Source organism: Rhodococcus sp. NPDC057135 (assembly GCF_042670865.1).
In the GTDB taxonomy this organism is placed as follows: domain Bacteria; phylum Actinomycetota; class Actinomycetes; order Mycobacteriales; family Mycobacteriaceae; genus Rhodococcus_F.
The window spans coordinates 134381-161132 of the sequence record NZ_JBHUUU010000015.1; the positions used below are offsets into that span (position 1 = coordinate 134381).

Below are 26752 nucleotides of genomic sequence, written 5' to 3' on the forward strand. Positions count from 1 at the left end.
AATAGCGGACCGGTAGTGGTGCCGTTACTGGCAAGAAGTTCCACTGTGAGGCAGGCTGGGCAAATGCCTTTCACCAGTTCGACGTCCACTCCCAGCCAAGCAGCCGCTCTTCGTTTGTCGGCCATCCTTCTCGGCGCCGGGACCATGCATTTTGTTGCGCCCTCCTTCTTCGACAGCACCGTTCCCCGCCAGCTTCCCGGTCAGGCGCGCACCTACACGCAGGTGTCGGGCGTCGCGGAATTGGCGATCGGCGCGGCCTTGGCCGTGCCGAAGACTCGCAAGCTCGGTGCGGGCCTTGCCGCCGCGCTCTTTGTTGCCGTCTTCCCCGCCAACATTCAGATGGCGATCGACTGGTGCCGAAGCCCGAAGACGTCCACACCGCAGAAGATCGGTTCGATTGCACGTCTCCCCCTGCAGGTTCCGCTGGTGACCGAAGCGCTCAAGGCTCGTCGAAACGCCGGCTAGTCCTGCGCGCCTGCCGTTCGGATGAGGTGCGCGAGAGCCTCACCGTCCGGCAGGTTCTCGGGGGCGATGGTGCGACCCGATCGCACGTAGTGAAACGCCGCGCGCACCTTGTCTGCCGGGAACTGTTCGTTGCGCCCCGCCGAACGAGCTCTGGCCGACATCAATTCGGCCCAGGCCACTCGATACGCGGCCAACTGCATGACAACCGCGTCCTCGTTGGCGGCCGAAGGTTCGGCACCGGTCTTCCAGTCGATCACCGTCCAACCGCCGTCCGGGTCGGCGAACACGGCATCGATCCGGCCCCGCAGAACCGTTCCCGCGATAGAAGTCTCGAAGGGAACCTCCACTTCGATCGGGCTGCGATTGGCCCACGGGGACCGCAGGAATGCATCTTGAAGTTTCACCAGATCGGTCTCGGGGCCCGCGCCGGTATCCGCGGCGCCGGGTAGTTCGTCGAGATCCAACAGCCGGGTCGCACCGAACCTTCGCTCGATCCAGGCGTGAAAAGCCGTGCCTCGCCGAGCGAGCGGATTCGGTGGGTACGGCAGTGGTCTACGCAGACGTGCCGCGAGTTCGTCCGGGTCGGCTTTGAGGTCGACGAGCTGAGTCACCGAAAGCTGGGCGGGGAGAATCACTTCGGCACGCGCGTTTGCCCGGGCTTCGCGCTCGGCCAAGAGAACGTCGACATCCGATGCCCAGTTTTCCGGATCGTCCTCCGGTTCTTCCGTCTCTTCGCTGTCTTGCGGCAGCGAAGCGAGAGCGGACAGGACGCTCGCGGCTCCCGCCTCGACGGCCCCGCGGCGCGCACCCAGCGGATCGGGTGGCCACTGCGCCGTCCGGGGCGTGGAGGCCAACGGGTTCTCGGTGTCGGGTTCCGGTGCCGGCGCCCATTCCTCCACAACGCCGATCGGACCGCGTGAACCGTCTTCACCGGCGTCGTTTTCGGCAGTGACCATCTGATGCAGCTCGTCCAGGAACTCCGAAGGCCCCTTCGGTTCCGAACCGGATTCCGCCCAATGATGAGCCGAGATGAACAGTGCCCGTTCGGTTCTGGTCAACGCGACGTAGAACAATCGACGGTCCTCGTCCAGTCGACGGTTGGACAGTGCCTTCTTGTGAGCCGTTATCGCGTTCTCGAGGTCCTTGCGGTTGTACAACTCCTCGAGGTCGAGCACGGGCACGCCGTCCGCCGAATCCGCGTCGACGGCCCGGTCACCGCGCAACGACGGTGGCAGTTCGGCGAGCGCACCGAGCCAGGACCCGGACGCGGTGGACGAGGGGAACACCCCGTCGCTGACATGCGGGATCGCGACCACTTCCCATTCCAGACCCTTCGCCGAGTGCACGGTCAAGATCTGCACGCGATCCGGCGCCACCTCCACCTCGCCCGGGGTCAGGCCCTTCTCGATCTGTTCGGCGGCCGCGAAGAATGCGAGCATCCCGGTCAGATTGGCCGTCGGACGCGTCGCGTAATTGGCGACGACGTCGGCAAACGCGTCGAGATGCTCACGGCCTGCGGTGCCGACGACACCGACTCGGGTCCGCGCTCCCGCCTCGATTCCGATACCGAGCACCCGCTCGACCTCCGCCACCAATTCGGTGAGCGGTTGGCCGATGCGTTCGCGCAACGACGCCAACTCTGCTGCTATCGCGTTGATGCGTGTGTACCCGAGGGCTGAATAGCGTTCCGCCGGACCTGGATCGGAGATCGAATCGACCAAACCTGCTTGCTCGGCGTTCTCCCCCGGCAATGCATCGTGGACCGCCGAGGTGAGCGCCTCGGCGTCGGTGACCGCACCTGCCGTTCCGTATCCCGCGGAGATGGCGAGCTCGCGGGAGCGTTGCGAGAGTGCGGCGAGGTCCTTCGCCCCGATTTGCCATCTCGCTCCCGTGAGTAACCGAACCGCTGCGCTGCCCGCCAGTGGATCGGCGACCACTCGGAGCATGGCGATCACGTCCGCCACCTCAGGTGTGTGCAGTAGCCCACCGAGGCCGACCACTTCGACCGGCAGACCTTTGGACCGCAGAGCTTCGGCCAGCGGGGCAGCGTCCGCGTTTCGGCGGATCAACACCGCTGCCGTGGGCGTCGGGCGGTCTTCGGCACGTGCCGCCTCGTATTCTTCGGCGATCTTCTCCGCCACCCACCGACGTTCCTGTTCGACGTCACCGAGCAACGCCAGTCGAACATCTCCGGCGACGGCTCCTGGCCGCGCACGAAGAGTGCTGACGGCCACGCCGCGTCGACGCAACGGCGCCGAAGACAGGTTGGCCAGCTCGAGAGCCTCCGGCGGGTTGCGCCAACTGGTCAGCAGTTCGAGTGTCGGAGCCGGCTTTCCGTTGGCGAGCGGGAAATCGGTTGCGAACAGAGGCAGGTTGGCCGCCGACGCGCCGCGCCAACCGTAGATCGACTGCATCGGATCGCCGACGGCCGTCAACGCCAACCGGCCGTCTGCTCCCCCACCGAACAACGACGACAACAACACTCGCTGAGCGTGGCCGGTGTCCTGGTACTCGTCGAGAAGAACCACCCGAAAGCGCTCACGCTCGGTCTGCCCGACCTCGGGATGCTCGGAAGCGACCCGCGCCGACAGCGACATCTGACTTCCGAAGTCCAGTGCTCCTTCGCGCCGCAACGTCTCGCCAAGCCGGGCGACGAGGGGCAGTAGATCGATGCGTTTGTGTTGCACATCAAGGTAATTCAGCAATTCCTTGCTCGGTCCACCCCGCTGTTTCGGACCGGCAGGCAGAGTGTGAATCAGCTTGTCCAACTCGGTGTGAGCCTCGAGCAGCTGCTCGGGATCGACCAGATGCTCCGCCAACTGACCGGCAAGGGCCAGAACGGTTTCGGTGATCGACCCCGGATTTTTGTCGGTGTCCAGATCGCTGTCCCAGCCGCTCACGACGCGGTGCGCAACCTGCCACAGTTCGGTCTCGGACAGCAGCGTCGCCGAGGGTTCGATGGGCAACAGGAGTCCGTGTTCGGACAGCAACCGTCCCGCGTAAGCGTGGTAGGTACTGACTTCGGGTTCCCCTGCCAGAATCCGTGAACGCACTCCGCCGGTCGGGTCGAGTGCCCGCAGCACGTCCGAACCCGCCAGTCGCGCCAAGCGCTTGCGGATTCGCGACGTGAGCTGTTGCGCCGCTTTGCGCGTGAAGGTCAATCCGAGAACGGCCTCGGGATCGACGAAGCCGTTGGCCACCAGCCACACGACGCGAGCAGCCATCGTCTCGGTCTTACCGGCACCGGCACCGGCGACCACCAATGTCGGACCGAGCGGTGCGGCGATCACTGCCGCCTGTTCCGGCGTCGGCGGGTGCTGACCGAGCGCGACCGCGAGGTCGACAGGGTCGATCTTCGGTCGGCGTGCCTTCTGCGTCGCGGCAGCCACTTAGTTACTCACCTGTCGTCCCTCGTCGTGTGCCGGGCAACTCGAACGCACCGGGCAATGTCTACATCCGTCGTTGACCCTGGCCAGGTACTCGGGTCCTTGGGTCGCTGCCGCGGCGTTGTGAATGACGTCACGCCACATCTCGACTGCTTCGGCAGTCAACGGCGGCTGAACTCGCTGCGCCGCACCGTCTTTCTTGTTGGACTTGGCCACGAATACCAGGCGTGCGCCGCCGGGTTGTGTCGCCGGTTCGCCTGCTATCGCACCCTCGGCCGCTGCGACCTGGTACGCCGCCAACTGCGCGTGAGATTGGGCGGCCTCGTTGCTGACGGGATTTCGCGCAGTCTTGACGTCGACGACGACCGGGCGGCCTTCGGTGTCACGCTCGAGCCGGTCGATCCGGCCGCGAAGCTTGACTGCAGGCGCTCCTTCTTCGCGCGGTTCGAGGACACCCTCCACCGCGACCTCGACGCCGACTTCGGTCAGTTCACCGCGAGTCGCGTTCATCCAGGCGGTGAAGGTCGCCAGCATCTCGCGCGTTCGATTGAGTTCGCGGCGCGAGTACCACTGCGAACCCAGATCGATCGACTCCCAGGCATTTTCGAGTGCTTTCTCGACCTGCTCCGGTGGAATCCGGCCGGCCAGCGCCTGCACCAAGGTATGGACCAGGGTGCCGGCGATCGCGTGAGTGTTGTCGCCGTCACTGCCCCCATGACGCTCGAACACCCATCGAAGAGGGCAAGTTTCGAGAAGCTCGATGGTGGACGGCGAGAGTGATACCGGTCCGTCCTCGGGTTGCCACATGGGAGCAGCGATGCTCGGCTCGGCTGTGCCGTACCACTGATCCGGATGAGCGCCTCGTACTCCAGCAGCAGCCAGACGCGCCAACTGGTGTGCGGCACGGGAGTGCTTCTCGGGGTCGAAATGCGCGATGTCGGGATCACACACCACGCTGCGAAGCTGTGCGACCAGTGCCGGCAGCGACAGAACCCGGGTATCTCCGGTCTCCGGTGCAACGACGTCGAGATCGGAAGTCGGGTCGTCCGAGTACGCGTCACCACGGATCAATTCGTCCACGAACCGCGAAGGCACCAGATCGGTGTCTCCCGAGGCCGATTCGACTGCGGTGATCAGCAGACGGCGACGAGCACGGCTGCAGGCGACCAGGAACAACCTGCGTTCTTCGGCCAGCAGGGGCGCGGTTCGCGAGAGTCGTTCAGCAGCCGAGTCACTGCCGTCCGAGACTCCGTTGACCAGGTCGATCAGTGCTTCGGTGCGCAGCAGCGATCCGCGTGCCCGCAAACTCGGCCAGAGCCCTTCCTGCACACCCGCCACCGCCACGACGGCCCATTCGCGACCCGCCGCGGCGTGAGCGCTGACCACGGTGACGGCGTCTGGAGCGATAACCGATCGGCTCCGCGAGTCGGTCGGTATCTCCTGGCTGGTCAAGTAGTCGACAAAACCGGCGAGTTGCGAACGCGGCAGCCGGTCGACGTAGTTGGCGGCCGCGTCGAAGAGTGCGACGACGGCGTCCAGGTCGCGATCGGCTTGTGAGCCGATAGGACCCCCGCGCGCCGACGCAGCCGCCCAGCGCCGTTCCAGTCCCGTCGCCTGCCAGGCCGCCCAGAGGACTTCCTCGACCCCGAGACCACGCTCGAGAGGTACCCGGGCCTTGCGAAGGACCGACAGCACTCGATTCAGGGCGGCAGCCTCGACGTCCGTCAGTTTGCCCATGAGCCGCTTGGACTGCGCGCGATCCTCGTCGATCAGGATCAGCCGCAACAACTCCGACGAGTCCCGATCACTTCCCGACGCCAACTCGACGCGGCGCAGACCACGACGCAACCGACGCAGAGTGACCGGTTCGGCGCCGCCGATGGGGCCGGCCATCAGGGCCAGAGCGTCGTCTCCGGTGAACTGATCGCCGCCGAGCGCCCGAAGGACCAGGAGCAGGCCGGACACGCCGTGTTGTCTGGCGAGCGGCAATTCGGTGGCAGCAGTGGTGACGGGCACCCCCGCTGCGAGCAGGGCCCGCCGGAGAGGGGCAAGGGTGCGCGGGACCGACCGCACGACGACTGCCATGTCGGACCACGCAATCCCGTCCAGCAGATGCGCACGGCGCAAGGTATCTGCGACAACGGCCGCTTCTTTGGCCGTCGTGCCGAGAACACGCACCGACGCCCGTCCGGGGTCCTCATCGGTGAGATCGGACGGAACCGCGATGCGGTGAGCGAGGTTGCCGGGCAGCCGCGCAGCGATCTTGGCCGAGATCGACGCGACGTCGGCATTGTTTCGAAACGTGGTGGGCAGGACGATCTGGCGCTCGTCTCCGCGCTCGGCGAGTCCGAGCAGGAACGCCGAATCCGCACCGCGGAACCCGAAGACCGACTGATCCGGATCGCCGGCGATCACAGTGCCTGCGGTTCCGGTTCCGATCAGTCGAACCAGTTGCGCCGCCTGAGGATCCAGGTGCTGCGCGTCGTCGACCAGGAGGTGCCGGATGCGGGCGCGCTCGGAGCGGAGCAGCTCGGGGTCGGTGGCAAACGCGGTCAGCGCGGCGCCGATCAACTCAGCTGCGTCCAGTGCCGGCGCTGTGGCCTCCGGAGCCTCGACGCCGACGCTTCCGCGCAGCAGCACACCCTGCTCGTAAGCCTCGGCGAACCGGCCGGCCGCCACCCACTCTGGTCGGCCGCGCTTCTTACCGAGCTTGACCAGATCTTCGGGACCGAGTCCGCGTTCGTTGGCACGCAGCATCAGGTCTCTGAGTTCGACGGCAAAGCCGTTCAAGCCCAGCGCGGGTCGCAGGCGCTCCGGCCACCGGAGTGCACCGTCTTCGATGTCGCCGCGCAACATCTCTCGCAGCACCGAATCCTGCTCGGCGCCGGTGATCAGGCGCGGCGGCGCGTTGCCGTGTGCTGCGGCTTGAAGCCGAAGAACGGCGAAGGCGTAGGAGTGAACGGTGCGGACCAACGGCTCTCGAGTTGCCTGCGGTCCGCGTTCTTGTTCGTACCCGAGCAATCCGGCTGTGATCTGCTCACGGACCTGCGTCGCTGCCCGGCGTGACTGGGTGAGCACGAGGACCGATTCAGGATCTTCGCCACCGGAGATCTTCTGCACTGCCAGATCCACGAGAAGGGACGTCTTGCCGGTTCCTGGGCTGCCGAGCACCTGCCAGGGATTCCAGGCGGCCGCCGAGCCGAATGACGCCGAGCCGAATGACGCCGGGCCGAATGCGAGCTGGAACGGATCTTCTGACGACGGAGCGAACAGCCGCGCCGTCCCTTCGTCCCACGTTCGGGGTATCGGAGACGGCGCAGTTCGGTGCACCAACCGCGCCCGCGGAATGGTGACCTTGCTGCGTGTTGCCGTCTCACTCACCCAGGCATTCCACCAGAGCGCACCGACAACTCATGCATCGCCCACATCCGGCATGATTGCTCGTGTGTCTGCACTCCATACGTATCTCTACGGACCCGTCGGGGCGCCGGAGATCCTTTCGCTGCACGGCCTGACCGGTCACGGCCGGCGTTGGCAGTCGATGGCCGAGAACCAACTGCCCGAAGCGCGCTGGATCTCGCCCGATCTGCGCGGTCACGGGCGTTCCACCTGGGCTCCCCCGTGGAACATCGAATCCCACGTGGCCAGCCTGCTGGAGACGCTCGACGAACATGCCACCGGACCGGTGGTGATCCTCGCGCATTCGTTCGGCGGAATGCTGGCGCTGCACCTCGCGGCCACCGCACCGGAACGCGTTCGTGGGCTCGTCCTGCTCGACCCGGCGATCGGTTTGGATCCGACTTTCATGCAGGAAGTGGCCGAACTCACAATCGGCTCACCGGATTACACCGATGCGGCAGAGGCTTACTCCGAGAAGATTCACGGCTCGTGGGGTGAGGTTCCCACCCCGGATCTCGACATCGAGATGGCCGAGCACCTGATCCAACTGGGCAACGGGCGCGTCAATTGGCGCCTGTCCACCCCTGCGATCGTGACCGGGTGGGGTGAACTCGCTCGCCCGATCGTGCTGCCACCGTCATCGATGCCGACCGTGCTGGTTCAGGCAATGAAGGTTCAGCCTCCCTATGTCACCGACGAGTTCCGCTCAGCACTCACCGAACGCCTCGGTGAAAATCTGACCAGTGTCGAATTCGATTGTGACCACATGGTCCCGCACGTGCGGGCCGACGAGGTGGCGACCCTCGTCCGGACAGTGCTCTGACGAGGGCCCGATGGCAGCCACCACGGAAGAGCAGATCGAAGAGGTAAGGCGACTCATCGCCTCGATTCCCGCCGGCTTCGTGGCGACGTACGGCGACATCGCCGACGCCGCAGGACTTTCCAGTGCTCGTACGGTCGGCTGGATCATGCGGACCGACTCTGCCGATCTGCCGTGGCATCGGGTTCTCGGTGCCTCCGGCAAACCGTCGGCGCACCTGGCCCATCGTCAGATCGCCAAGCTCGAACTCGAAGGCGTGCCGATCAAGGACGGTCGGATCGACCTGAAGAAAGCTCGGTATCACTTCTGATTCACGTGTCACCGGTCGTCGTGACCCGGGCGATGGGGCAGCATGGAGGTATGACCATCACGCCGCCGACTGCCGCCGTCATTCTGGCGGGTGGTCGCGGGACCCGAATGGGTGGTGTCGACAAGCCTGGCCTGCTCGTTCACGGCCGCAGGCTCCTCGACATCGCGCTTTCAGCGACGGCGCATCTGGACGCCGTCGTCGTTGTCGGTCCGCATCGACCCGAACTGGATGCGCGCATCACCCAGACGCAGGAATCTCCGATCGGCGCCGGACCCGTTGCGGCGATCTGGGCGGGGTTGTCCGCGACCGGGTTGTCATCCGGGTTGACTGAAGACGCTCTGGTGGTCGTGCTGGCATCCGATCTACCGCACATCGAGGCCGAATCGGTCGACGCGTTGATCGCTGCGACGTCGACGGACAATCCGATCACGTGCGCGGTGGACGAGACCAACCGAACCCAATTCCTGTTCTCCGCCTGGACTGTTCGTGAACTCCGAAAGCGCCTCGCCACTTTGCGTGAAAGCTCAGGGCTCGAGAACCAACCGATGAAAGCAATTGTCACCGAACCGTTCTCGACCCTGCGTGTGGCTGGTACCACCGACTGCGACACACCGGCGGACATCGATCGCGCGCGAAGGCATCCGCGCCTGACGATCGATCAAGCCCGCATCGCCGTCACGAACGCCTTGACACCGCTGTCCCCGCACCGGGCCGACCTCGCCGACAGTCTGGGAGCGACCCTCGCGCAGCCTCTCGTCGCCCTGGGTGATCTTCCTCGATCCGATGTCTCGGCGATGGACGGGTACGCCGTCTCCGGCGAGGGTCCGTGGCGGGTGCGTACCGAGATCCGCATCGCGGGCGCCGACGGGCAACTCGAACTCGGCGAAGGCGAAGCGATCCGCATTGCCACGGGAGCGCACCTGCCCACCGGTGCCACCTCGGTGATTCGGGACGAGTACCTGTCCCTCGACGAGCCAACTCGGATACTGCGACGACTGCCGGATGCGCCGTACCGCAACGATGCTCGCCCGCGAGGGGAAGACTGGACCACCGGATTCACGATTGCCCCGACTGGCACCGCGGTGACCCCGTCGGTGATCTCGGCGGCTGCCAGCGGCGAAGTCTTCGCCGCCCTCGTCCGTGGTCCGGTCCGGGCACGCCTGATAGTCACCGGCGACGAGATCCGGCAGAGAGGCCCACTGCGTGAAGGTCAGACCCGCGACTCCGTCGGCGGAATTCTTCCCTACCTGCTCGAACGCAACGGCGTACGGTGCGAGTCGAATTCGCACCTGCGCGACACGGCGGACAGTTTCGAGCGTGTGCTCGCGGATGCGACCGAACAGGACCTGCTTGTTGTCATCGGTGCGACGGGTGGCGGCGCGGCCGACGAAATGCGCAGTGCACTCGATCGACTCGGCGCTCGCACGATCGTCGGCCGGGTTGCCTCGCGCCCGGGCGGATCTCAGATAACGGCGGTCCTGCCCAGCGGTCGGGTGGTTCTCGGCCTCCCCGGCAACCCCTACGCCGCAGTGACCACCCTGTTGACGATGCTGCCTACCGTCGTGGCCGCCCTGACCGGGCGCGAGACGCCGCCGCCGCTGCTCGGCATCATCGAGAACGCTGCTGCGGTGAGTTCCGATGCGGTACGCCTACTTCCGGTCATACAATCCCCCGACGGTCGCTGGCGAGCCGATCCGTCCGTGCGTACCGCGCACCTTGCAGGGTTGATCGGACGCTCGGCGTTTGCCCTCGTGCCGGCACACGCACAAAACGGCGCCGTCGCCGAATTGATCGTCCTCCCAGACTGATCGGGACAAGCACCCCGCGGTCAGAACTCCCGATAGGACGACGCCGCCGGGGCATCGCTGACCCCGAGACTGTTCCGGCGCCTACGCCGGCCGATGCCCGCCAGCACGATCACGGCGACACCGACCGCGAGAACCAGCGAATACACGCCCCACAGCACCACGAACGGAAGCAGCCAACCGGCATCGACGGTCTGACCGCGCGGCCCGACGCAATACAGGGTGAAATTGGTGGACGTACCGTCGCCGTCGGTAAAGGTATCCGAGACGACCATCGCGCTCGATGTCGGATCTTCACAGAAGATCGGCGCCAAGTGAGCCACCTGCCCGGGCCAGATCACCGAAGACAACAGTGCGGCAAAGATTCCCACGACCACGATCACCACCGCCGAGATGACCAGCGGAACGATACGGCGGCTCACAGCGGCTGCACCAGAAAGGGAGTTCCGTCCGGGTCGAAGACCACCAGCACCTGAGAGCGTGAGGATTCCACCATCACGGAGGCGTGTATCGCCTCGGTGCGACCGACCGAGATCCCGGTGACTTCACCCTCGTCGATGCCGCTGCTCGCCAGCGCGTCGTCGACCAACTTCTCGACGTTCGCCAATGCCGGTACTTGATCCAACGTGAACGATCGTGCATCAAGATTTTCGGTGACGCTCACCTGCACGGGGCTCGGCTCGCCGAGAATGACGCCGTCGAAAGAGAACCGGTCGAGCTGCGACGGCTTCCCCGGGTCTCGAACGGTGACGCCGAGCGTCTCGATCGGACTGATGTCGACGCTGGTCACCGCCACCGCGTCGACGCCGTATCGCTCTGCGAGGCTGTCGAACCCGTTCCGCACCAGATCCGACGTCATTCCACCGCCACGTTCACGCATCCGATCTTCGAAATCCATCCGGTCGACGGCACCGATGCATCCGCTCAGACTCGAGGCCGTCAGGGCGAGGGCCGCAATCCACAGCACCGGCCGCACCCGCGAGGACGCCAATTTCATGAGCGGAGCGTACCGCGAGTGTCCGGTTCGATCAGGTCGACGGGGTTTCTGTCGGCGACTCGTGGGATCATCGCGCCATGAATCGTGTCGACGAAGGATTCGAACCGCCGGACGCATTGGTCGAGTGGTGCCGCTCCCGCACCTTTCCACTGCACGTCCTCGACGACGAAGCGACCGTCGACCTGGACTGGTGGAACGCGCACCTCGAGGATGCCGGCCACACGATCAGCCTGCGCGGGCGCGATCTGGACGGCAAGGTGATCACCGAGGGCCGAGCCATCGTTCAACGCAACGACCTTCGCCCGTCGAGCGATCTCGTCGTCGCCCAGCACGACGGTCTCGGACTGTTGTTCCTCTGCGCAGCCTGGCAGGGCTCGCACGAGAGCAGACGGTTCACACGGCGATTCCCCAACGTCTTCAACCCGCATCACCGCGAGGACGAGGACCCACTGACCCAGATCACAGCCATTCTCGATCACTGTTCGAAACACAAGTCCATGCCCGTAGTTCGGCGTGACACCTGGTCGGGTTGGCCACTCACCCCCGGCGTCGGGGTATCGCTCATAGCCGCATTCATGTGGGCGGTGGGCGTACAGGACGAAGGCCGACGCGCTCAGATGATCGACCAGTACGGCGTCTCGACGCTCATCCACGAGGGCTGGCTCGAGGATCCTTCCGTCACCGGGTTCACGACGCGCCGCTACCGACGGTACTGCGAACTGCTCGACAGTTGGGCCTATGCCGCCGGCACCCAACCCGAGATCGTCGAGATGTGGTTGGTGAAGCGGTGGAGTGCGCGACTGGCCCAAGCGCGCAACGACGTCAGCGCCCCCACCCTCTTCTAACTCTCAGAACGGCTGTATCGCAGAAAGGCTGTATCTCAGAAAGGCCAGGCAGGCAGGGTAGGCAGCCCGACTCTCGTCGGCCTCCCGACCAACCACGCCAAGGTCTCCGCGTCGGACAGTGACGGCACTCGAACACCCGGAACAGCCGTCTCGAGTGCGCCCAACTGACTGGCGAGCGTGAATTCCACGAACGCGGCCGGCCAATCGTGGCAGGTGTAACCGATGTCGAGGTCGAGCAAATGAATCTCGATCTCGTTCCAGCGCAGGATCGGTAGATCGAAAGCAGTAACAGGTTTGCGCCACGGAACCGGCGTGTCCAGTCGATCTGTCGGGAGGTCAGCCAAAGCGTCGACCAGTCTCGTCCCCGAGAAGCGATAGTCGAGTGCCAACAACTCGGCCGGGCGATCGGCACCTTCGTCGATTGCAGCGTTGCGCGCGTCCGGTCCCCCGGGGTACATCTCGCCCGACTGACCGCTGTGCACTCCGGCAACAAATCTGCCCAGCGCGTCGGCGTTGCGCGAGAGGTGGGTGACGACGTGCCCCCGACTCCAGCCGGGTAGCCCCGACGGCTCACGTGCCTGCTCTTCGGTCAGTTCACCGATGAGAGCCTGTGCCTTGACGTCGGATTCACGAACCGCTGCGACCAGGTCGGCATACGTCGGTGTTACGGAGTGAGACGTCATGCAGCGATACTAGTTCCCCTCGCGCACTCTCATACCGATTCACGACAAGGTCCACCACCCCTTGGTCGACACCGAGCGGTTCGGTGACACCGTCGGCTCCCGCAGCGTGCAACCTTTCGTGAAAAAGTCCGTGCGCGAGGAGGTACGAGGCGACAAAAACTCGCTTCGCGCCGCGAACGCGTGCTGCTGCAACAACATCGGCTACCTTCGGCTCTCCGGTCGCGATGTACCCGATATCCACGCGATTTCCCGCCACTTCGGCGAGCATCAGCGCAGCACGCTCGACGTCTCGTAGGGCGCGGGCATCGGAGGACCCGGCAGCAGCAAGCACTATCGCCTCACCCGGGTTCCACCCCGCCTCGGCCAATCGTCCAAGCAGTACCCGCGCCAGGGCCGGATCGGGTCCGAGAGCGGGCGTCACGGTCACGGCCGCGTGCTCACTGATCGCTACTTCGCGTCGAACGTCGGTGTGGACGTGATAGCCCGACGCCAGGAAAGCGGGAACGAGAATCGCTCGGCCCGGAGTGTCCCGGAGAACTTCCGAAGGAGACGGACCGAGCACATCGACGAAGGCAACGCGAGTACGCCCGACGCGCTTGCCGACGGCTTCGGCAAGTGCGGCAACCATTTCCACGCCGCGTGCACTACGCGTGCCGTGAGCTACCAGTACGAGTACGTCGTCATCGCGTTGCATAGTCACCTGAATTCTGTACGTAGTCGCCGGGGTCGAGGGCAAGTCGGTAGCCTCGTTTGACCACGGTCTGAACGGCTTTCGGTGCGCCGAGGCACGCGCGCAATCGGGCGACGGCGGTCTCGACGGCGTGGGTGTCGCCGCCGCCACCGGGAAGTGAAGCGAGGAGCTCGTCGCGGGAGACGACTCGGCCGGGACTGGCCCCGAGCGTGCGGATCAACGACATTGCCGCCGGCGGCAACTGCTTCACTTCACCGTCGACGACGACGCATCCTCCACGGATACTGATTTCATGTTCACCGGCTTGAATCTTGTTGGCTCGCTGCGGGAGTTCGTCGACGATATGACGCGCGAGCGCCCCGAGACGCGCTCGCGCCGGAGCCGTGGTCGGCACGTTCAACGCGTCGAGCGGCGCCGACGTCACCGGGCCGACGCACATTGCCGCTACCGGGCCCCGCATCGCGTCGAGCATGTCGCCGAGATCCCCGGTTTGGTCGGCCCGCATCAACATCGAGGCTACGGCCGGTGCACTGGTGAAGCTGACGGCATCGATTCCGGCTGAAGCGATGGCGTCGATCATCCGGTCGAGCAGCGTCGGATCCTCCGGCGGTTCCCATCGGTAGACCGGCACCGCGATGACCTCCGCACCCGCCTCGCGCAACACCTGACAGAAATCCGGAATCGGTTCCCATTCAGTGGTTGCACCGTGCAGTTGTACGGCGATTCTCTTGCCCGAAACACCTTCTGCAAGAAGATGTTCGAGCACTTCGGCGGACGACTCAGACGCCGGCGACCATTCTTCACGCAGGTCGGCTGCGCGGATTGCGCCTTTGGCTTTGGGCCCGCGCGCAAGCAGTCGAGCCGAGCCCAACGCGGATCCGAGATTTTCGGCCTCACCCCACCCGTCGGCGGCTTCCAGCCACCCCCGGAATCCGATCCCGGTAGTCGCGACAACCACCTCCGGAGGATCCGAGATGATCTGCTGCGTCACCCTTTCGAGCTCACGGTCGTCGGCCAGCGGGATGATTCGAATTGCCGGAGCGTGAACGACATCGGCTCCCCGACGAGTCAGCAACGTCGCGAATTCCTCGGCGCGGCGCGAAGCGGTGATACCTACCGTGAATCCAGCCAACGGCATGTCGTCACTCACGAGACTGCATCGGGGACAGTCGAGCTAACGCCCTGCATTTGTAGGCTGTGTACCTGAACCACACCGGCCCAGACGCGGACCCCGTATACCGGCAGCGCGACCGAGGAGTCGTCCAGTGCTCGGCCGTCGACCAGCGAGAACACCTGCTTGAGCAGCGGCGAGACCACGATCGGTTCACCGTCACGGTCGCCGACGAGTCCGCGCGACATCACCGCAGCGCGTCCGTACGGATCGAAGTTGCTGACGGCTCTCAGCGTGCCGTCCTCGAGTAGGAACAGTGCCACCTGCTCGCCGCCGCGCAGAAGCACGGCGACCCCGCGTCCAGGGATCAGATGGCTCAGCGGGCAGGCCGACGTCCATTCGAGTCGATCCGAATCCAGCTTGGCGATCTGCGCATCGATGACACTCATCGAAGTCCTCCTGTCGATCCGGCGACAACGTCGCGCGGGTTCTTGTCTACGTTTCTACGGACCCCGTGTTTCCCACGGGTTACGCGACTATTACCGGCGCGTAGGGATGCTCGGCATACCCATCAGGACTGGAACCTTGCGCACTCCGGTCTCGTCGAACACAACCGTCGGGTCGGCTTCTTCCGGTGCGTTGACAAACGAGACGAACCTCGACAACTTCTCCGGATCACCCAGCACACCAGCCCATTCGTCCTGGTAGCCCTCGACGTGCTTGGCCATCAGAGCCTCGAGTTCTTCGCCGATTCCCAGGCTGTCTTCACAAATCACGGCCTTGAGGTGGTCGAGCCCGCCTTCGAGTGATTCGACCCACGGCGCGGTGCGCTGAAGGCGATCGGCGGTGCGGATGTAGAACATGAGGTAGCGGTCGATGTACTTGACCAAGGTCGCGTCGTCGAGGCCTCCGGCAAGCAACTGAGCGTGTTTGGGCGACTGTCCGCCGTTACCGCCTACATACAGATTCCAACCGTTCTCCGTCGCGATGACGCCGACGTCCTTGCCACGCGCTTCGGCACATTCACGGGCGCAACCCGAGACGCCGAACTTGATCTTGTGCGGCGAACGCAGGCCGCGGTAGCGGTTCTCGAGATCGACGGCCATGCCCACCGAGTCCTGGACGCCGTAGCGGCACCAACTCGAACCGACACAACTCTTGACGGTACGAAGAGATTTGCCGTATGCCTGGCCCGATTCCATCCCAGCGTCGACGAGACGCTTCCAGATCGCCGGCAACTGTTCGACGCGGGCGCCGAACAAGTCGATGCGCTGACCGCCGGTCACCTTCGTGTACAGGCCGAAGTCGCGCGCCACCTCGCCGATGACGATGAGCTGCTCGCCCGTGACCTCTCCGCCGGGCATCCGCGGGACGACAGAGTACGTACCGTTCTTCTGGATGTTCGCCAGGAAGTGATCGTTCGTGTCCTGTAGCGACGCCTGTTGCCGGTGCAGAATGTGATCGGAATCCGTCGACGCCAGAATCGAGGCGACAACCGGCTTGCAGATATCGCAGCCGGCTCCCTTCCCGTACTTGGCGATCAGAGCCGAGAAGGTTCGGGTCTGCGTCGACTGCACGATCTGGAACAGCTCAGCGCGTGACTGCGCGAAGTGCTCACACAACGCCTTCGACATCACGACGCCGGAATCGGCCAGCAGCTGCTTGACCGTGGGAAGACAACCACCACAGGTGGTTCCGGCGCTGGTGCACGCTTTCACCGAAGCGATGTCGCACGCACCGGCTGCGATAGCGCCGCAGATGGCACCCTTGGTCACCGCGTTGCACGAGCACACCTCGGCGTCGTCGGGCAGCGATCCTGCACCCGGCTTCTCCCCCGCAGGCGAGATCAATGCCGCCGGGTCACCGGGCAATTCGCGACCGACCAGCGGGCGCAGCGACGCATAGGCTGACGCGTCACCGACAAGAATGCCGCCGAGCAGGATCTTCGCGTCGTCGGAGACGACGAGCTTCGCGTACGTCCCCTTGGATGCGTCACTGAGGACAACTTCGAGAGCGCCCGGCGAGGTCGCCATCGCGTCACCGAAGCTGGCGACGTCGACACCCATGAGCTTGAGTTTCGTGGACATGTCGGCGCCCGGGAAATCCGCGGCACCACCGAGCAGGCGGTCGGCAACGATCTCGGCCGTCGTGTAACCGGGAGCAACCAGTCCGTAGCAACGACCCTCCACCGCAGCACATTCGCCGACTGCGTAGACGTTCTCATCCGACGTCACGCAGCCGAGGTCGGTCAGGATACCGCCGCGCTCACCCACCGCGATGCCGGCGTCGCGGGCCAGCTGATCGCGCGGCCGAACTCCCGCCGAGAAGACGAGCAACGACGCGTCGATGGTGGAACCGTCGGACAGCTCGACCACAATTCCGTTGTCGGCCTGAGAGATTCCTGCTGTGCCGACACCGGTGTGGACGGTGAGCCCCAGCTCGGTGACGAGCCGGGCGAGCAGCGCGCCGCCGCCCTCGTCGACCTGCATCGGCATCAGTCGCGCATTGTGTTCGACAACGTGTGCCGTCATTCCCATGAGCGAGAGCGCATTTGCCGCCTCGAGTCCGAGAAGACCGCCACCCACCACGACGCCGACAGCGCCAGGGCCCGCCTTGTCGGCGGCAGCCCGGATACCGTCGAGGTCGTCGAGAGTGCGGTAGACAAAACATCCGTCACCGTCGTGCCCCGGTACGGGAGGTACGAACGGATACGAGCCGGTCGCCATCACCAGAGCGTCGTAGGAGATCGTGTTGCCGGTGGTTGTCGTGACCGTGCGGGCGTCCTTGTCGATCGAGAGCGCGCCCTCCCCGACCCGGAGATCGACCAGGCTGTCGCCGACGTAGTCGTTTCCGGCCAGTGCCAATTCCTTGGGGTCCCACGCTCCGACGTACGAGGACAGCCCGACTCGGTCGTACGCTGCGTACTGCTCGTCGCAGAGCACGGTCACCGACCAGTTGTTCGCTTCGTCGCGCGAACGCAGTGCCTCGACGAATCGGTGTCCGACCATTCCGTGTCCGATGACAACAACCGACTTGCTCATGACGCCTACTTCCTGAGGTACGAGAGAGTTCTGAGATTCTGCGGAGCGGTCGTCATGCCGTGACGGCGACCTTCGTGTCGTCGACGTCCGTGGTCAGCGTCGACGGCTTGCGCAGGAAGACGAACCAGGTGACCGCGATGCAGGCGATGTAGAAGGCAAGGAAGACCCAGAAGGCCATGGTCGCCGACTTCGCGGGGCTGCTGTACGACGCGCGCAGGACCAGGTTGATGCCGACACCACCCAAACCGCCTACCGCACCGGCGAATCCGATGAGCGCGCCGGAAATGCTGCGCGACCACGTTGCCTTCTCGCTGCGATCCATGTGGTCGAAGCTCTGAGCCTTCGCTTCGAAGATTGCCGGGATCATCTTGTAGACGGATCCGTTTCCGATGCCAGAGAGCAGGAACAGGGCGATGAACCCGAGAACGAACGTCACCATGATCCCGGCACTCGCGACGCCCGCGGTGTTGTCGTCCATCGTTCCGGCCGTCACGAGGATCGATGCCGCGAACGCCATGGCCACAAACGTCCACATCGTGATCTTGCCGCCACCGATGCGGTCGGCCAGTTTTCCGCCGAGGGGGCGAGCGATCGAACCGAGGAGCGGTCCGATGAAGGCGATCTGTGCCGCATGCAGTGCCGCCGCTGCCGGAGTGGCACCGCCGGCGAGGAAGTTGATCTGCAGAACCTGACCGAAGGCGAAGCTGAATCCGATGAAGGAACCGAACGTACCGATGTACAAGAAGCTGATCACCCAGGACTCGGAGAACTTCAGCGCCTTGGCCATCGAGCGCAGGTCCGACTTCTGGTTGCCCAGGTTGTCCATGAACAGTGCAGCGCCGACGGCAGCGGCCGCGATGAACACGAGATAGACAGCGCACACGATCCACGGAGCTCGGTTACCCACGGTGGCGATCACCAGCAGGCCGATCAGCTGGATCATCGGCACACCGATGTTGCCGCCGCCTGCGTTGAGCCCGAGCGCCCACCCCTTGAGGCGCTGCGGGTAGAAGGCATTGATGTTGGTCATCGACGACGCGAAGTTGCCGCCACCGATGCCGGCTGTGGCCGCCACCAACATGAACGTGGTGTACGACGCGCCCGGATTCATCATCAGGTAGAGGGTGAGAAGTGTTGGTACGAAGAGGAACAGCGCACTCATGACCGTCCAGTTGCGACCGCCGAACCGTGCGGTGGCAACCGTGTACGGAATTCGGAGGACCGACCCGACGAGTGTGGGCACTGCGACGAGGAAGAACTTGCCGGCCGCGTCGATGCCGTAGATGTCCGTCGGCATGAACAACACCATCACGGACCAGATCGACCAGATCGAGAAGCCGACGTGTTCGGCCACCACTGACCAGATCAGGTTTCGCTTCGCGATGTCCTTGCCGCCGGATTCCCAGGCGTCGACGTCCTCTGCATCCCAATGCTCGATGTAATGACTCACCAGGGCCTCCTGAATATGTTGGAGACCCAAAGGTAGAAAACTGTTATTGCGCCGGTGCTGCGCGCGATGACCGCGAAGTCAATTGATCCTCACCCGGTAACAAGGCCGGGTGTGAGCTAGTTTTTCGCGGGTGCGTGCCAGGAATCCTCGAGCATCCGAGGCTTACATGCCTGGTAGGCGCCCAGGAGCACCACGATCACCGCGACGACGAGCAAGCCGAACGGCGCAGCGTATCCACCGGACACGTCATGGAAAACGCCGAACAGGAGCGGACCGAGGCAGGCAACGGAGTAGCCGATGCCCTGGGTGAAACCGGACAGGGCGGAGGAGCCGATGTGCGAACGTGTGCGCAGATTGATCAGTGTGAGTGACATCGGGAACGTACTCGGGCCGAGGCCCAGGACGACAACCCACACGATCGGTGCCGCCATCGGGGCGAAGTAGAGTCCGCCCATTCCGACGAGGTAGCAGACGGCACACGCGATCACGACGGGGAACGGATTGGCCATGCGGGCGCACAGCGTCGGTGCCCCGAAAGCTGCGACGAGCCCGATCACCGAGAACATGCCGACCATGGTTCCGCCGAATGCGTCGCTGGCGCCGGCATCACGAAGGATCGAGGGAATCCACGTGAACATCGAATAGGTGATCAGCGAAGTCATGCCGAACATGCCGGCCATCCCCCAGGCCACGGGCGAACGCCAGATCTGACCGCGCGGCTGTTCCGTCACTGCCGCAACAGAATCCGATGCATTCTCGACGGACCCGGCTTCGTTCGCACGAGCCTTGCGTGAGCGAGCGAGGGTGATCAACCACGGCACTGCGGCGGCGAAGCCGAAGGCCGACCACCAGCCGATCGAGAACCTCCACCCGAAGGCGTCGGCAACCGGAACGGCGACGAACGCCGGAACGATGGTGCCGATCTGCACGGCCACGATGTAGACCGAACTCATGGTGGCGAGGCGATCGGAGAAGTACCGCTTGACCAACGGCGGGATCACGACATTGCCGATTCCCATGCCGGCCAGCGCCAGAGCCGACAGAGCCAGCAACGACCACGTCTGAGACATCATGGCGCGCAACAGCATTCCGACGCCCGCCATCAGCATCGCGACGAGGGCGGTGCGTTCGAGCCCGATCCGTTTCGCGATGGCCGGGGTGATGAGACCGAAGATCGCGAACATAGCGGTCGGAACCATGCCGAAGACGCCGACGATCGAGGCGGAGAAGCCGATCTCTTCGCGAATCTCTGCCGCCAACGGCGAGAAGGAGGTCACCGCAAGTCGAAGTACGAGCGCAGACATCGCAATAGCGGCGAAGACGAGCACACGGCCTTGTACCAACGAGTGGGTTTCGGTTCTCTCCAGTTGAGCAGTCACCGGCAAATCATAGGATGACCGGACGAACTCGCACAAGCGCGGTACTCTAACGTCACATTCACACCACGACCCAGAGTCACAACCCGGACCCGAGGAAACACCACGTGCAACCCGTTCGACGCGCAAGCCTCATCTCGCAGGTCACCGAACAACTCCGCAACGAAATCCGGAGCGGAACCTGGCCGATCGGCTCCAAAATCCCCACCGAACCGGAACTGTCGGAGCTGACCGGCACCGGACGCAACACGGTGCGCGAGGCGGTCCAGGCGCTCGTTCACGCCGGAATGCTGGAACGTCGCCAGGGATCGGGCACCTACGTCGTTGCCCTCTCCGACCTCGGCGGCACTCTCGGCAACTACTTTGCCGGCGCCCACCAGCGGGATGTGCTCGAACTCAGGCGCGCGCTCGACATCACCGCGGCCACTCTCGCCGCCGCACGCCGAACCGAAGACGACATCGCCGAACTGACGCGCTTACTCGCGCTCCGCACCGCGTCGTGGGAAGGCCAGGACATCGACGCCGCCACCACTGCGGACGTCGCCCTGCACCGGGCGATAGTCGCGGCCAGCCACAACGAGGTCTACCTGGAGTTCTACGACTCCCTGCTCCCGGTCATCGAAACCACGATTCAACAGCACATCGATGCGACCGGTGAGGGATTTCACTCGCAGCACGCGAAGCTCGTCGAGGCTGTCGTCGACGGGGACACGGTGGCCGCCTCGAACGCCGCACGCGAATTGTTCGAGGGCCTGGTCTCGGACTTCGGTGCAGGTGCGGCCCTCTAGAGCAGCAAGCGCACGATGTCGGACGTGCGGGCCAGTCCCGGAAACGCGTCCGCCGTCGAGCGAGGATGAAGAACATGAACGGCCAAGCGGAACATCACCGCACGTAGAAGCATCTGCGGCCACTCAGGTAGGTCTTCCCAACGGCCGACCAACGCCTCGTCGGCACCGCCCCACGAGATCGCGTCGACCACCGCGACGGCGGCCGCCCACGCTGCCGGACGCCAATACGGCGTGATGTCGGTGATTCCGGGCGCCATACTGCCCGAGAACAGCACGGTCCCGAACAAATCGCCGTGCACGAGCTGGTCGGGACTCTGCACCGGCTTACGCAAAGTTGCGAGCCCGGCAATCAGTTCCAAACTCTTGCGGCCGTCCGGCGTAGGCGTCTCGAGCTGCTCGACGCCCTTCGCGATCCTCAGCGGGACCGTCTCCCACGCCGCGCGATCAGCCGCGACGAATACGTCGACCTCGGCCCACGGCGGCACCGGCGGTTGTGCAAGGAAGCGCGGGCGCTCGAGCGAGGCCGTCGCCGCATGCAGTCGGCAGGACATCGAGACCACTTCGTCGTGACGCGGTTCCGGCGATCCGACGATGAATGTGTCGGCGCGCCAGCCCGAGACGACGTACCGACCGTCGGTCGAACGCACCGGCCGAGCCAGTCGAACACCGTCGACTTCGAGGTTCTCTCGCACCTTCGCCGACCACGCTGCGCGGGCATGATCCGCGACTGCTGAAAGGACGACGTCTCCACACAGCCAACCGCCGTCCCAATCCGCACCGAGTGGGATGGGGTCGACTTCACGTAGGCCAAAGGTGGAGCACACGTGCTGGGGAGGTTGGCCTGTGCTCACACCACAACGCTACCGGTGCGCACCGCTGCCTCCCGCGAGGCGCGCCTAGTAGACCGGCAGACTCGCATCCACTTGGTTCGCCCAGGCGATCGCGCCGCCGTGAACGTGAACTGCGTCGGCGAAGCCCGCGTTCTTGAGAAAGGCCAGTGCCTCGGCCGAACGAATTCCGGTCTTGCAGTACAGGACTATCTGCTTGTTCTGCGGCAAGGCTGCCAGGGCTTCACCGGACAGGATGCGGTCCTTCGGGATCAGCACCGCCCCCGGCAGATGCATGATGTCCCATTCGACCGGTTCTCGTACGTCGACCAATTCGATCGATCGACCCTCGCCGATCATGGCCTTCAGTTCCGGCGCCGTGATCGTCGAGCCGGCAGCGGCAGCGCTCGCCTCTTCGGACACGACACCACAGAACGCGTCGTAGTCGATCAAGGCGGTGACCGGAACTCTGGTCGGATCACGCTGAAGGCGGATCGTCCGGAACGTCATCGCAAGTGCGTCGTAGATCATCAGGCGTCCGAGAAGAGGTTCACCGATTCCGGTGATGAGCTTGACCGCCTCGGTCGCCATGATCGAACCGATGGTCGCCGGCAGGACTCCGAGAACGCCACCCTCGGCACACGAGGGGACCATGCCCGGCGGCGGCGCCTCGGGGTAGAGGTCGCGATAGTTCAGTCCCGCACCGTCCGGGGCGTCTTCCCAGAAGACCGAGACCTGCCCTTCGAAACGGTAGATCGAGCCCCACACGTACGGCTTTCCGGCGATCACGGCGGCATCGTTGACGAGGTACCGCGTCGCGAAGTTGTCCGTGCCGTCGAGGATCAGGTCGTACTCGGAGAACAACTCGACCGCGTTGGAGTTGTCCAGGCGGAACTCGTGCAACCGGACGTCGACGTGTTCGTTGATCTCGAGAATGGACTCTTTCGCGCTGAGCGCCTTCGGGCGTCCGACGTCGGAACGTCCGTGAATCACCTGACGCTGCAGGTTCGACATGTCGACTTCGTCGAACTCGACGATTCCGATCGTGCCCACTCCTGCAGCGGCGAGATAGAGCAGTGCAGGCGAACCCAATCCACCGGCGCCGATGAAGAGGACCCGTGCATTCTTGAGCCGCTTCTGACCGGTCATGCCGACGTTCGGAATGATGAGGTGCCTGCTGTACCGGGCAACTTCCTCCCGGCTCAACTCGGCTGCCGGCTCCACCAGTGGTGGCAATACGACGGGTGTTGCAGACACCGCGAAACACTCCTAGTTCAAGACGAGATCAGGGGGTTCTTGATCCGGTCACGCTCGGGGGTACGGCCACGGATTGAAGCGGCACGTGAGTCCGTTCATCGGAACGACGCCCTCGGGATCCAGCCTAGCGATGTCGTTGTTCGCGGTTCCGAAGGTCTGCTGCATCATGATCGGCGCGAGTCCGCCCTCGGTCTCGCACGGCTGATGAGCGGCGTAACCGATGGCATGGCCGACCTCGTGATTGATTTGATACTGGCGATACGAACCGATGTCACCCTGGAACGAAATGGCGCCTCGAACCCACCGCGGTTCGTTGAGCAGGACTCGGTCCATGCTCGGGTTGTAGCAGGATCCTTCGAGTTCGATCTCGTAGCCGCAGCCTTCGCGGATAGTCATCTGTGAGGTCAGGGAGATCCGGAAGTCCGGCTCACCCGCGTCGACGCGCCGGAACGCGACCTTGGGATCGTTGGTCCAACTCTTGGGATTGGCCAGTGTCTGATCGACCATGCGTCCGTACGATTCGTCACCGCCGAAGCCGGTGGTGTCGACGCCGTCCTCGATCTCGACCGTGTACGTGAACTCGCGTTCGGTTCCCTGTCCGACCTTGCCCGTCGTACCCGGTACGACATGCCACGTACCACCGCCGGCGACGGTGAACGGACCACCGTCGGGAAGTGCACCGGACGGTATCGACGACGCAAAAGTTCCGTCTCCGGCCGGTGGTGCGCCGATGACGTCGGTTCCGTCGGTGCTGTGCGCGAGGTCGGCGGTGGCCGACGTCTTACTCGCGGACTCGGTGGTGTCCGGACGCACTGCATCGACGATCACGAGGATGGTGAGCACCACGAGGACCGGGATCGCGTAGGCCCGCCAGCCGTACGTCGAGACGAAGCGCCCGAGCTTGCTCTGCTTTCGCGCTGCCCGGTCCGGCCGCGGATTGCGCGGCGTTCGGCCCACTTCTCGTTTGGTCGGATCCCATTGGGCACGCAAAGGCTGATGGGAGGAAATGCCTCGATAGTCGCGTTCACCGTAGGCACGATCGTCCGGCACCTCCGGCCGACGTTCGTCGCGGGGTGCTCCAGTTCCGCTACGCATTCGAAGTTCCTCACGATCAGGGTTCTGCGTAGTTCGTCCACGCATGCGCGGTCCCCCTGGGTCAGTCACGTCGTCCAGAATCTCACACACGGCAAGTCGCTCGCCCAGGCTGACCGAAACCTGCTGGTCCTGGCGTGTCATGACGACCCCTCGTGTAACGAGAAAGACCGCCGGTCTCGCTCACCGAGGCACACGCGACTCGCCCGGGCGACACACGGTATCGTTCATTCGGCTACGACCGGTGTGACGGAGGATACTGGCGGGTACGCACACGCGACTCGCGGATCCGCGCGCCGACCGACTTTTACTTTTGCTCAGATTGGAAGCGACATGACAGAACTCGCGGATCGGACAGACTCCGATCGCGGTACAACGGCCGGCAAGCCTGCCGGAACACGTCGCAGCACCCGCCTCCCCCGCGATGCGCGCCGCCTCCAGCTCCTCGCAGCTGCAAGCGAGGTCTTCGTCGCGAACGGGTACCACTCGGCCGGTATGGACGAGATCGCCGAATGCGCCGGTGTCAGCAAACCAGTCTTGTACCAACATTTCCCAGGCAAGCTCGAGCTGTACGTAGCGGTTCTCCAGAGCTACGTCGACAGTCTCATCTCGGGAGTGCGCCAAGCTCTGCGATCGACGACGGACAACAAACAGCGTGTCCGCGCCGCAGTCCAGGCGTTCTTCGACTTCGTCGACAACGACTCGCAGGGTTTCCGCCTGGTGTTCGAGTCCGACATCATGGGCGAGCCCCAGGTGCAGACGCGCGTCGAACAAGCCACCGAAGCCTGCGTCGACGCCGTGTTCGACCTGGTCAGCCAGGATTCCGGACTCGATCCGTATCGCGCACGCATCCTTGCCGTCGGGCTTGTCGGTGCCAGCCAGTTCACCGCGCGGTACTGGCTCGAAGCTGCCCGACCCATTCCCAAGGAAGAAGCCGTCGAGATCACGGTGGCACTGGCATGGGGCGGCCTCTCCCACGTGCCGCTGCAGGCCGAAACCAAGTAACCGAACCCCAGAACGAGAATGGGCGGGTAGTCGTAACGACTGCCCGCCCATTCTGCTGTTACAGCTACGCGTCAGACGGTAGGCGCGAACCCGACCTTGCGGATATCGGACGGGCCGATCTCCACGTACGCCACACGAGCAGCCTGCACCAGGAACTTGCGGCCCTTGTCGTCGACGAGTGCCAGAACCGGCTCACGGCCACCGAGGACAGCCGCGACCTGTGTCTCGACCTCGTCAGGGGTCTGTTCGCTGTTGACGATGAGCTCACGCGGGCTGTCGATTACACCGATCTTGACCTCCACGGTCAACCTCCGAACTGTTCGTGAATTACATCCGTTGTCGACGCAAGGCTAATGCAGCAGCGACCGCCCACGCTCCTCTGCACGCTGTGCCCAGAGCGAACAGGCACCTAGACGAGACCGAGAATCGCCATCCGCTCGGCATGCTTGGCCTGCATACCGTCGAACAACGCAACAACTCCGTTGAGATCGCCGGAGGCCGAGATCACCAGATCCGTGAGGTCCTCACGCTGCGCCAACACGAACTGCGCCTGTGTGATCGCCTCACCAAGGAGTCGGCGTCCCCACAACATCAACCGGTCCTTGGCGCGGGTACTGGCCTCTACTGCAGCCTTCACCTCGAGCACCACGAACTCCGAGTGGCCCGTTTGAGAGAGCACGTCCTCCACGATCTCGGCCACATCCGCCGGGAGTGAATGCCCGATCTCGCGGTAGAAATCGGCAGCGATTCCGTCTCCGACATACGCCTTCACGAGCGATTCCAGCCACGTCGACGGCGTGGTCGACGCGTGATAATTGTCGAGAGCGCGAACGAACGGGTCCATGACGGCAAAGATCTCGTGGCCACGTTCCGTCAACGCTGTTTCGAGAGTCTCGAAGTGGTCCATCTCGGCGGCGGCCATGCTGGCGAACGCCACCTTGCCGCGCAGGTCCGGTGCCATTTGTGCGTCTTCCGCCAAACGGTAGAACGCCGAAATCTCGCCATACGCGAGAACGGCAAACAAATCGATCACGCCAGGGTGATCGGAAGCGACCCGGCCTCCGGTTCCAGCGTCCGTCGAAGCATCAAGATCGTGTGCGCCCATGACTACGAACTGTAGTGCTTCGACGGCCGACGCGACCGCCAAGGACCGCATGTCCGATTCGGTGATCTTCGACATGTCATCGCGAGGGGCGGACAACGTGCAGCTACAATGGTCTTGGGAGTTCGCCAGTTCCCCCGGCTCTTATGGTTAGCCGGGACGGCTGCTTTAGATCAGCCGACACGACTGTGCTCACGCGGACCCCACCGATAATGTGCGCGCACCTGCATCGACGGTTGTTGCCCGCTTCGCCGAGATCTCCGGACGGTTCGAATTCGTCCGAGGGGAATTCAGTGCTGAGG

General features: G+C 64.5%; 23 protein-coding genes. 7 read left to right on the plus strand and 16 right to left on the minus strand.

The window, feature by feature from the left end; translation table 11 throughout:
• Window positions 1–63: 63 nt before the first annotated feature.
• A complete protein-coding gene (locus tag ACFT1A_RS25105) occupies window positions 64–465 on the plus strand; it encodes a hypothetical protein (protein ID WP_378449195.1) in 402 nt (133 codons plus the stop codon).
• On the opposite strand, the gene ACFT1A_RS25110 is transcribed toward ACFT1A_RS25105, so the two are convergent.
• Both ACFT1A_RS25110 and ACFT1A_RS25115 read right to left on the minus strand, forming a co-directional pair.
• Window positions 462–3854, minus strand: coding sequence for an ATP-dependent helicase (locus tag ACFT1A_RS25110; RefSeq protein WP_378449196.1), 3393 nt, complete (start codon window positions 3852–3854; stop codon window positions 462–464). The genes ACFT1A_RS25105 and ACFT1A_RS25110 overlap by 4 nt on opposite strands.
• Entirely contained in the window at window positions 3855–7232 is a 3378-nt protein-coding gene (locus ACFT1A_RS25115; protein ID WP_378449197.1) for an ATP-dependent helicase, read from the minus strand.
• Window positions 7233–7284: 52 nt separating this feature from the next.
• Between ACFT1A_RS25115 and ACFT1A_RS25120 the strand changes: the two genes are divergently transcribed.
• From ACFT1A_RS25120 to ACFT1A_RS25130, 3 genes are read left to right on the plus strand one after another with little or no spacing between them, the layout of a single operon-like run.
• Window positions 7285–8073, plus strand: coding sequence for an alpha/beta hydrolase (locus ACFT1A_RS25120; protein WP_378449198.1), 789 nt, complete (start codon window positions 7285–7287; stop codon window positions 8071–8073).
• 10 nt (window positions 8074–8083) lie between these two features.
• On the plus strand, window positions 8084–8380 hold the full coding sequence (locus ACFT1A_RS25125; protein WP_003942322.1) for an MGMT family protein: 297 nt from the start codon (window positions 8084–8086) through the stop codon (window positions 8378–8380).
• Between the two features lie 50 nt (window positions 8381–8430).
• Window positions 8431–10188: an NTP transferase domain-containing protein gene (locus ACFT1A_RS25130; protein WP_378449199.1), complete on the plus strand. Its 1758-nt coding sequence runs from the start codon at window positions 8431–8433 to the stop codon at window positions 10186–10188.
• A 20-nt stretch (window positions 10189–10208) separates the two neighbouring features.
• On the opposite strand, the gene ACFT1A_RS25135 is transcribed toward ACFT1A_RS25130, so the two are convergent.
• Together ACFT1A_RS25135 and ACFT1A_RS25140 are read right to left on the minus strand one after the other, a co-directional pair.
• On the minus strand, window positions 10209–10607 hold the full coding sequence (locus ACFT1A_RS25135; RefSeq protein ID WP_378449200.1) for a hypothetical protein: 399 nt from the start codon (window positions 10605–10607) through the stop codon (window positions 10209–10211).
• Window positions 10604–11182: a hypothetical protein gene (locus tag ACFT1A_RS25140; protein ID WP_378449201.1), complete on the minus strand. Its 579-nt coding sequence runs from the start codon at window positions 11180–11182 to the stop codon at window positions 10604–10606. The genes ACFT1A_RS25135 and ACFT1A_RS25140 overlap by 4 nt, the downstream gene beginning before the upstream one ends.
• 77 nt (window positions 11183–11259) lie before the next feature.
• Here ACFT1A_RS25140 and ACFT1A_RS25145 point away from each other — a divergent pair, with 77 nt between their 5' ends.
• The gene (locus tag ACFT1A_RS25145) at window positions 11260–12027 is read left to right on the plus strand and encodes a hypothetical protein (RefSeq protein WP_378449202.1); all 768 of its coding nucleotides are present in this window, start codon (window positions 11260–11262) and stop codon (window positions 12025–12027) included.
• 35 nt (window positions 12028–12062) lie between these two features.
• On the opposite strand, the gene ACFT1A_RS25150 is transcribed toward ACFT1A_RS25145, so the two are convergent.
• The 7 genes from ACFT1A_RS25150 to ACFT1A_RS25180 form a co-directional block, all read right to left on the minus strand.
• A complete protein-coding gene (locus ACFT1A_RS25150) occupies window positions 12063–12710 on the minus strand; it encodes a maleylpyruvate isomerase family mycothiol-dependent enzyme (protein WP_378449203.1) in 648 nt (215 codons plus the stop codon).
• Window positions 12655–13404, minus strand: coding sequence for a sirohydrochlorin chelatase (locus tag ACFT1A_RS25155; protein ID WP_378449222.1), 750 nt, complete (start codon window positions 13402–13404; stop codon window positions 12655–12657). Before ACFT1A_RS25155 ends, ACFT1A_RS25150 begins: the two co-directional genes overlap by 56 nt.
• Complete coding sequence (locus ACFT1A_RS25160; RefSeq protein WP_378449204.1) at window positions 13391–14551, minus strand: uroporphyrinogen-III synthase; 1161 nt, start codon at window positions 14549–14551, stop codon at window positions 13391–13393. The genes ACFT1A_RS25155 and ACFT1A_RS25160 overlap by 14 nt, the downstream gene beginning before the upstream one ends.
• Window positions 14548–14961 (minus strand): nitrite reductase small subunit NirD, encoded by a 414-nt coding sequence (nirD, locus tag ACFT1A_RS25165; protein ID WP_378449205.1) that lies wholly within the window; start codon window positions 14959–14961, stop codon window positions 14548–14550. The genes ACFT1A_RS25160 and nirD overlap by 4 nt, the downstream gene beginning before the upstream one ends.
• Window positions 14962–15051: 90 nt before the next feature.
• The gene (gene nirB, locus ACFT1A_RS25170) at window positions 15052–17553 is read right to left on the minus strand and encodes a nitrite reductase large subunit NirB (protein ID WP_378449206.1); all 2502 of its coding nucleotides are present in this window, start codon (window positions 17551–17553) and stop codon (window positions 15052–15054) included.
• Window positions 17554–17605: 52 nt separating this feature from the next.
• A complete protein-coding gene (locus tag ACFT1A_RS25175) occupies window positions 17606–19006 on the minus strand; it encodes a nitrate/nitrite transporter (RefSeq protein WP_317553415.1) in 1401 nt (466 codons plus the stop codon).
• Window positions 19007–19119: 113 nt separating this feature from the next.
• Complete coding sequence (locus ACFT1A_RS25180) at window positions 19120–20382, minus strand: CynX/NimT family MFS transporter (protein ID WP_378449207.1); 1263 nt, start codon at window positions 20380–20382, stop codon at window positions 19120–19122.
• Window positions 20383–20486: 104 nt separating this feature from the next.
• Here ACFT1A_RS25180 and ACFT1A_RS25185 point away from each other — a divergent pair, with 104 nt between their 5' ends.
• Window positions 20487–21167, plus strand: coding sequence for a FadR/GntR family transcriptional regulator (locus ACFT1A_RS25185; RefSeq protein ID WP_378449208.1), 681 nt, complete (start codon window positions 20487–20489; stop codon window positions 21165–21167).
• Here ACFT1A_RS25185 and ACFT1A_RS25190 read toward each other — a convergent pair.
• From ACFT1A_RS25190 to ACFT1A_RS25200, 3 genes are read right to left on the minus strand one after another with little or no spacing between them, the layout of a single operon-like run.
• Window positions 21164–22018: a TIGR02569 family protein gene (locus tag ACFT1A_RS25190; protein WP_007731227.1), complete on the minus strand. Its 855-nt coding sequence runs from the start codon at window positions 22016–22018 to the stop codon at window positions 21164–21166. The two genes, ACFT1A_RS25185 and ACFT1A_RS25190, sit on opposite strands and share 4 nt — an antisense overlap.
• Before the next feature lie 45 nt (window positions 22019–22063).
• Window positions 22064–23251 carry an adenylyltransferase/sulfurtransferase MoeZ gene (gene moeZ, locus ACFT1A_RS25195; protein ID WP_378449209.1) on the minus strand — a complete coding sequence of 396 codons (1188 nt, stop codon included), beginning with the start codon at window positions 23249–23251 and terminating at the stop codon, window positions 22064–22066.
• A gap of 48 nt (window positions 23252–23299) precedes the next feature.
• Window positions 23300–24346, minus strand: coding sequence for a DUF3152 domain-containing protein (locus ACFT1A_RS25200; RefSeq protein ID WP_374227984.1), 1047 nt, complete (start codon window positions 24344–24346; stop codon window positions 23300–23302).
• A 330-nt stretch (window positions 24347–24676) separates the two neighbouring features.
• On the opposite strand from ACFT1A_RS25200, the gene ACFT1A_RS25205 reads away from it, so the two are divergent.
• A complete protein-coding gene (locus ACFT1A_RS25205; RefSeq protein ID WP_230812633.1) occupies window positions 24677–25348 on the plus strand; it encodes a TetR/AcrR family transcriptional regulator in 672 nt (223 codons plus the stop codon).
• A gap of 71 nt (window positions 25349–25419) precedes the next feature.
• Here the strand turns inward: ACFT1A_RS25205 and ACFT1A_RS25210 are convergent, their stop codons facing one another.
• Both ACFT1A_RS25210 and ACFT1A_RS25215 read right to left on the minus strand, forming a co-directional pair.
• Window positions 25420–25650 (minus strand): DUF3107 domain-containing protein, encoded by a 231-nt coding sequence (locus ACFT1A_RS25210; RefSeq protein WP_230812632.1) that lies wholly within the window; start codon window positions 25648–25650, stop codon window positions 25420–25422.
• Between the two features lie 107 nt (window positions 25651–25757).
• Entirely contained in the window at window positions 25758–26453 is a 696-nt protein-coding gene (locus tag ACFT1A_RS25215; protein ID WP_029255047.1) for a ferritin-like fold-containing protein, read from the minus strand.
• Window positions 26454–26752: the final 299 nt, after the last annotated feature.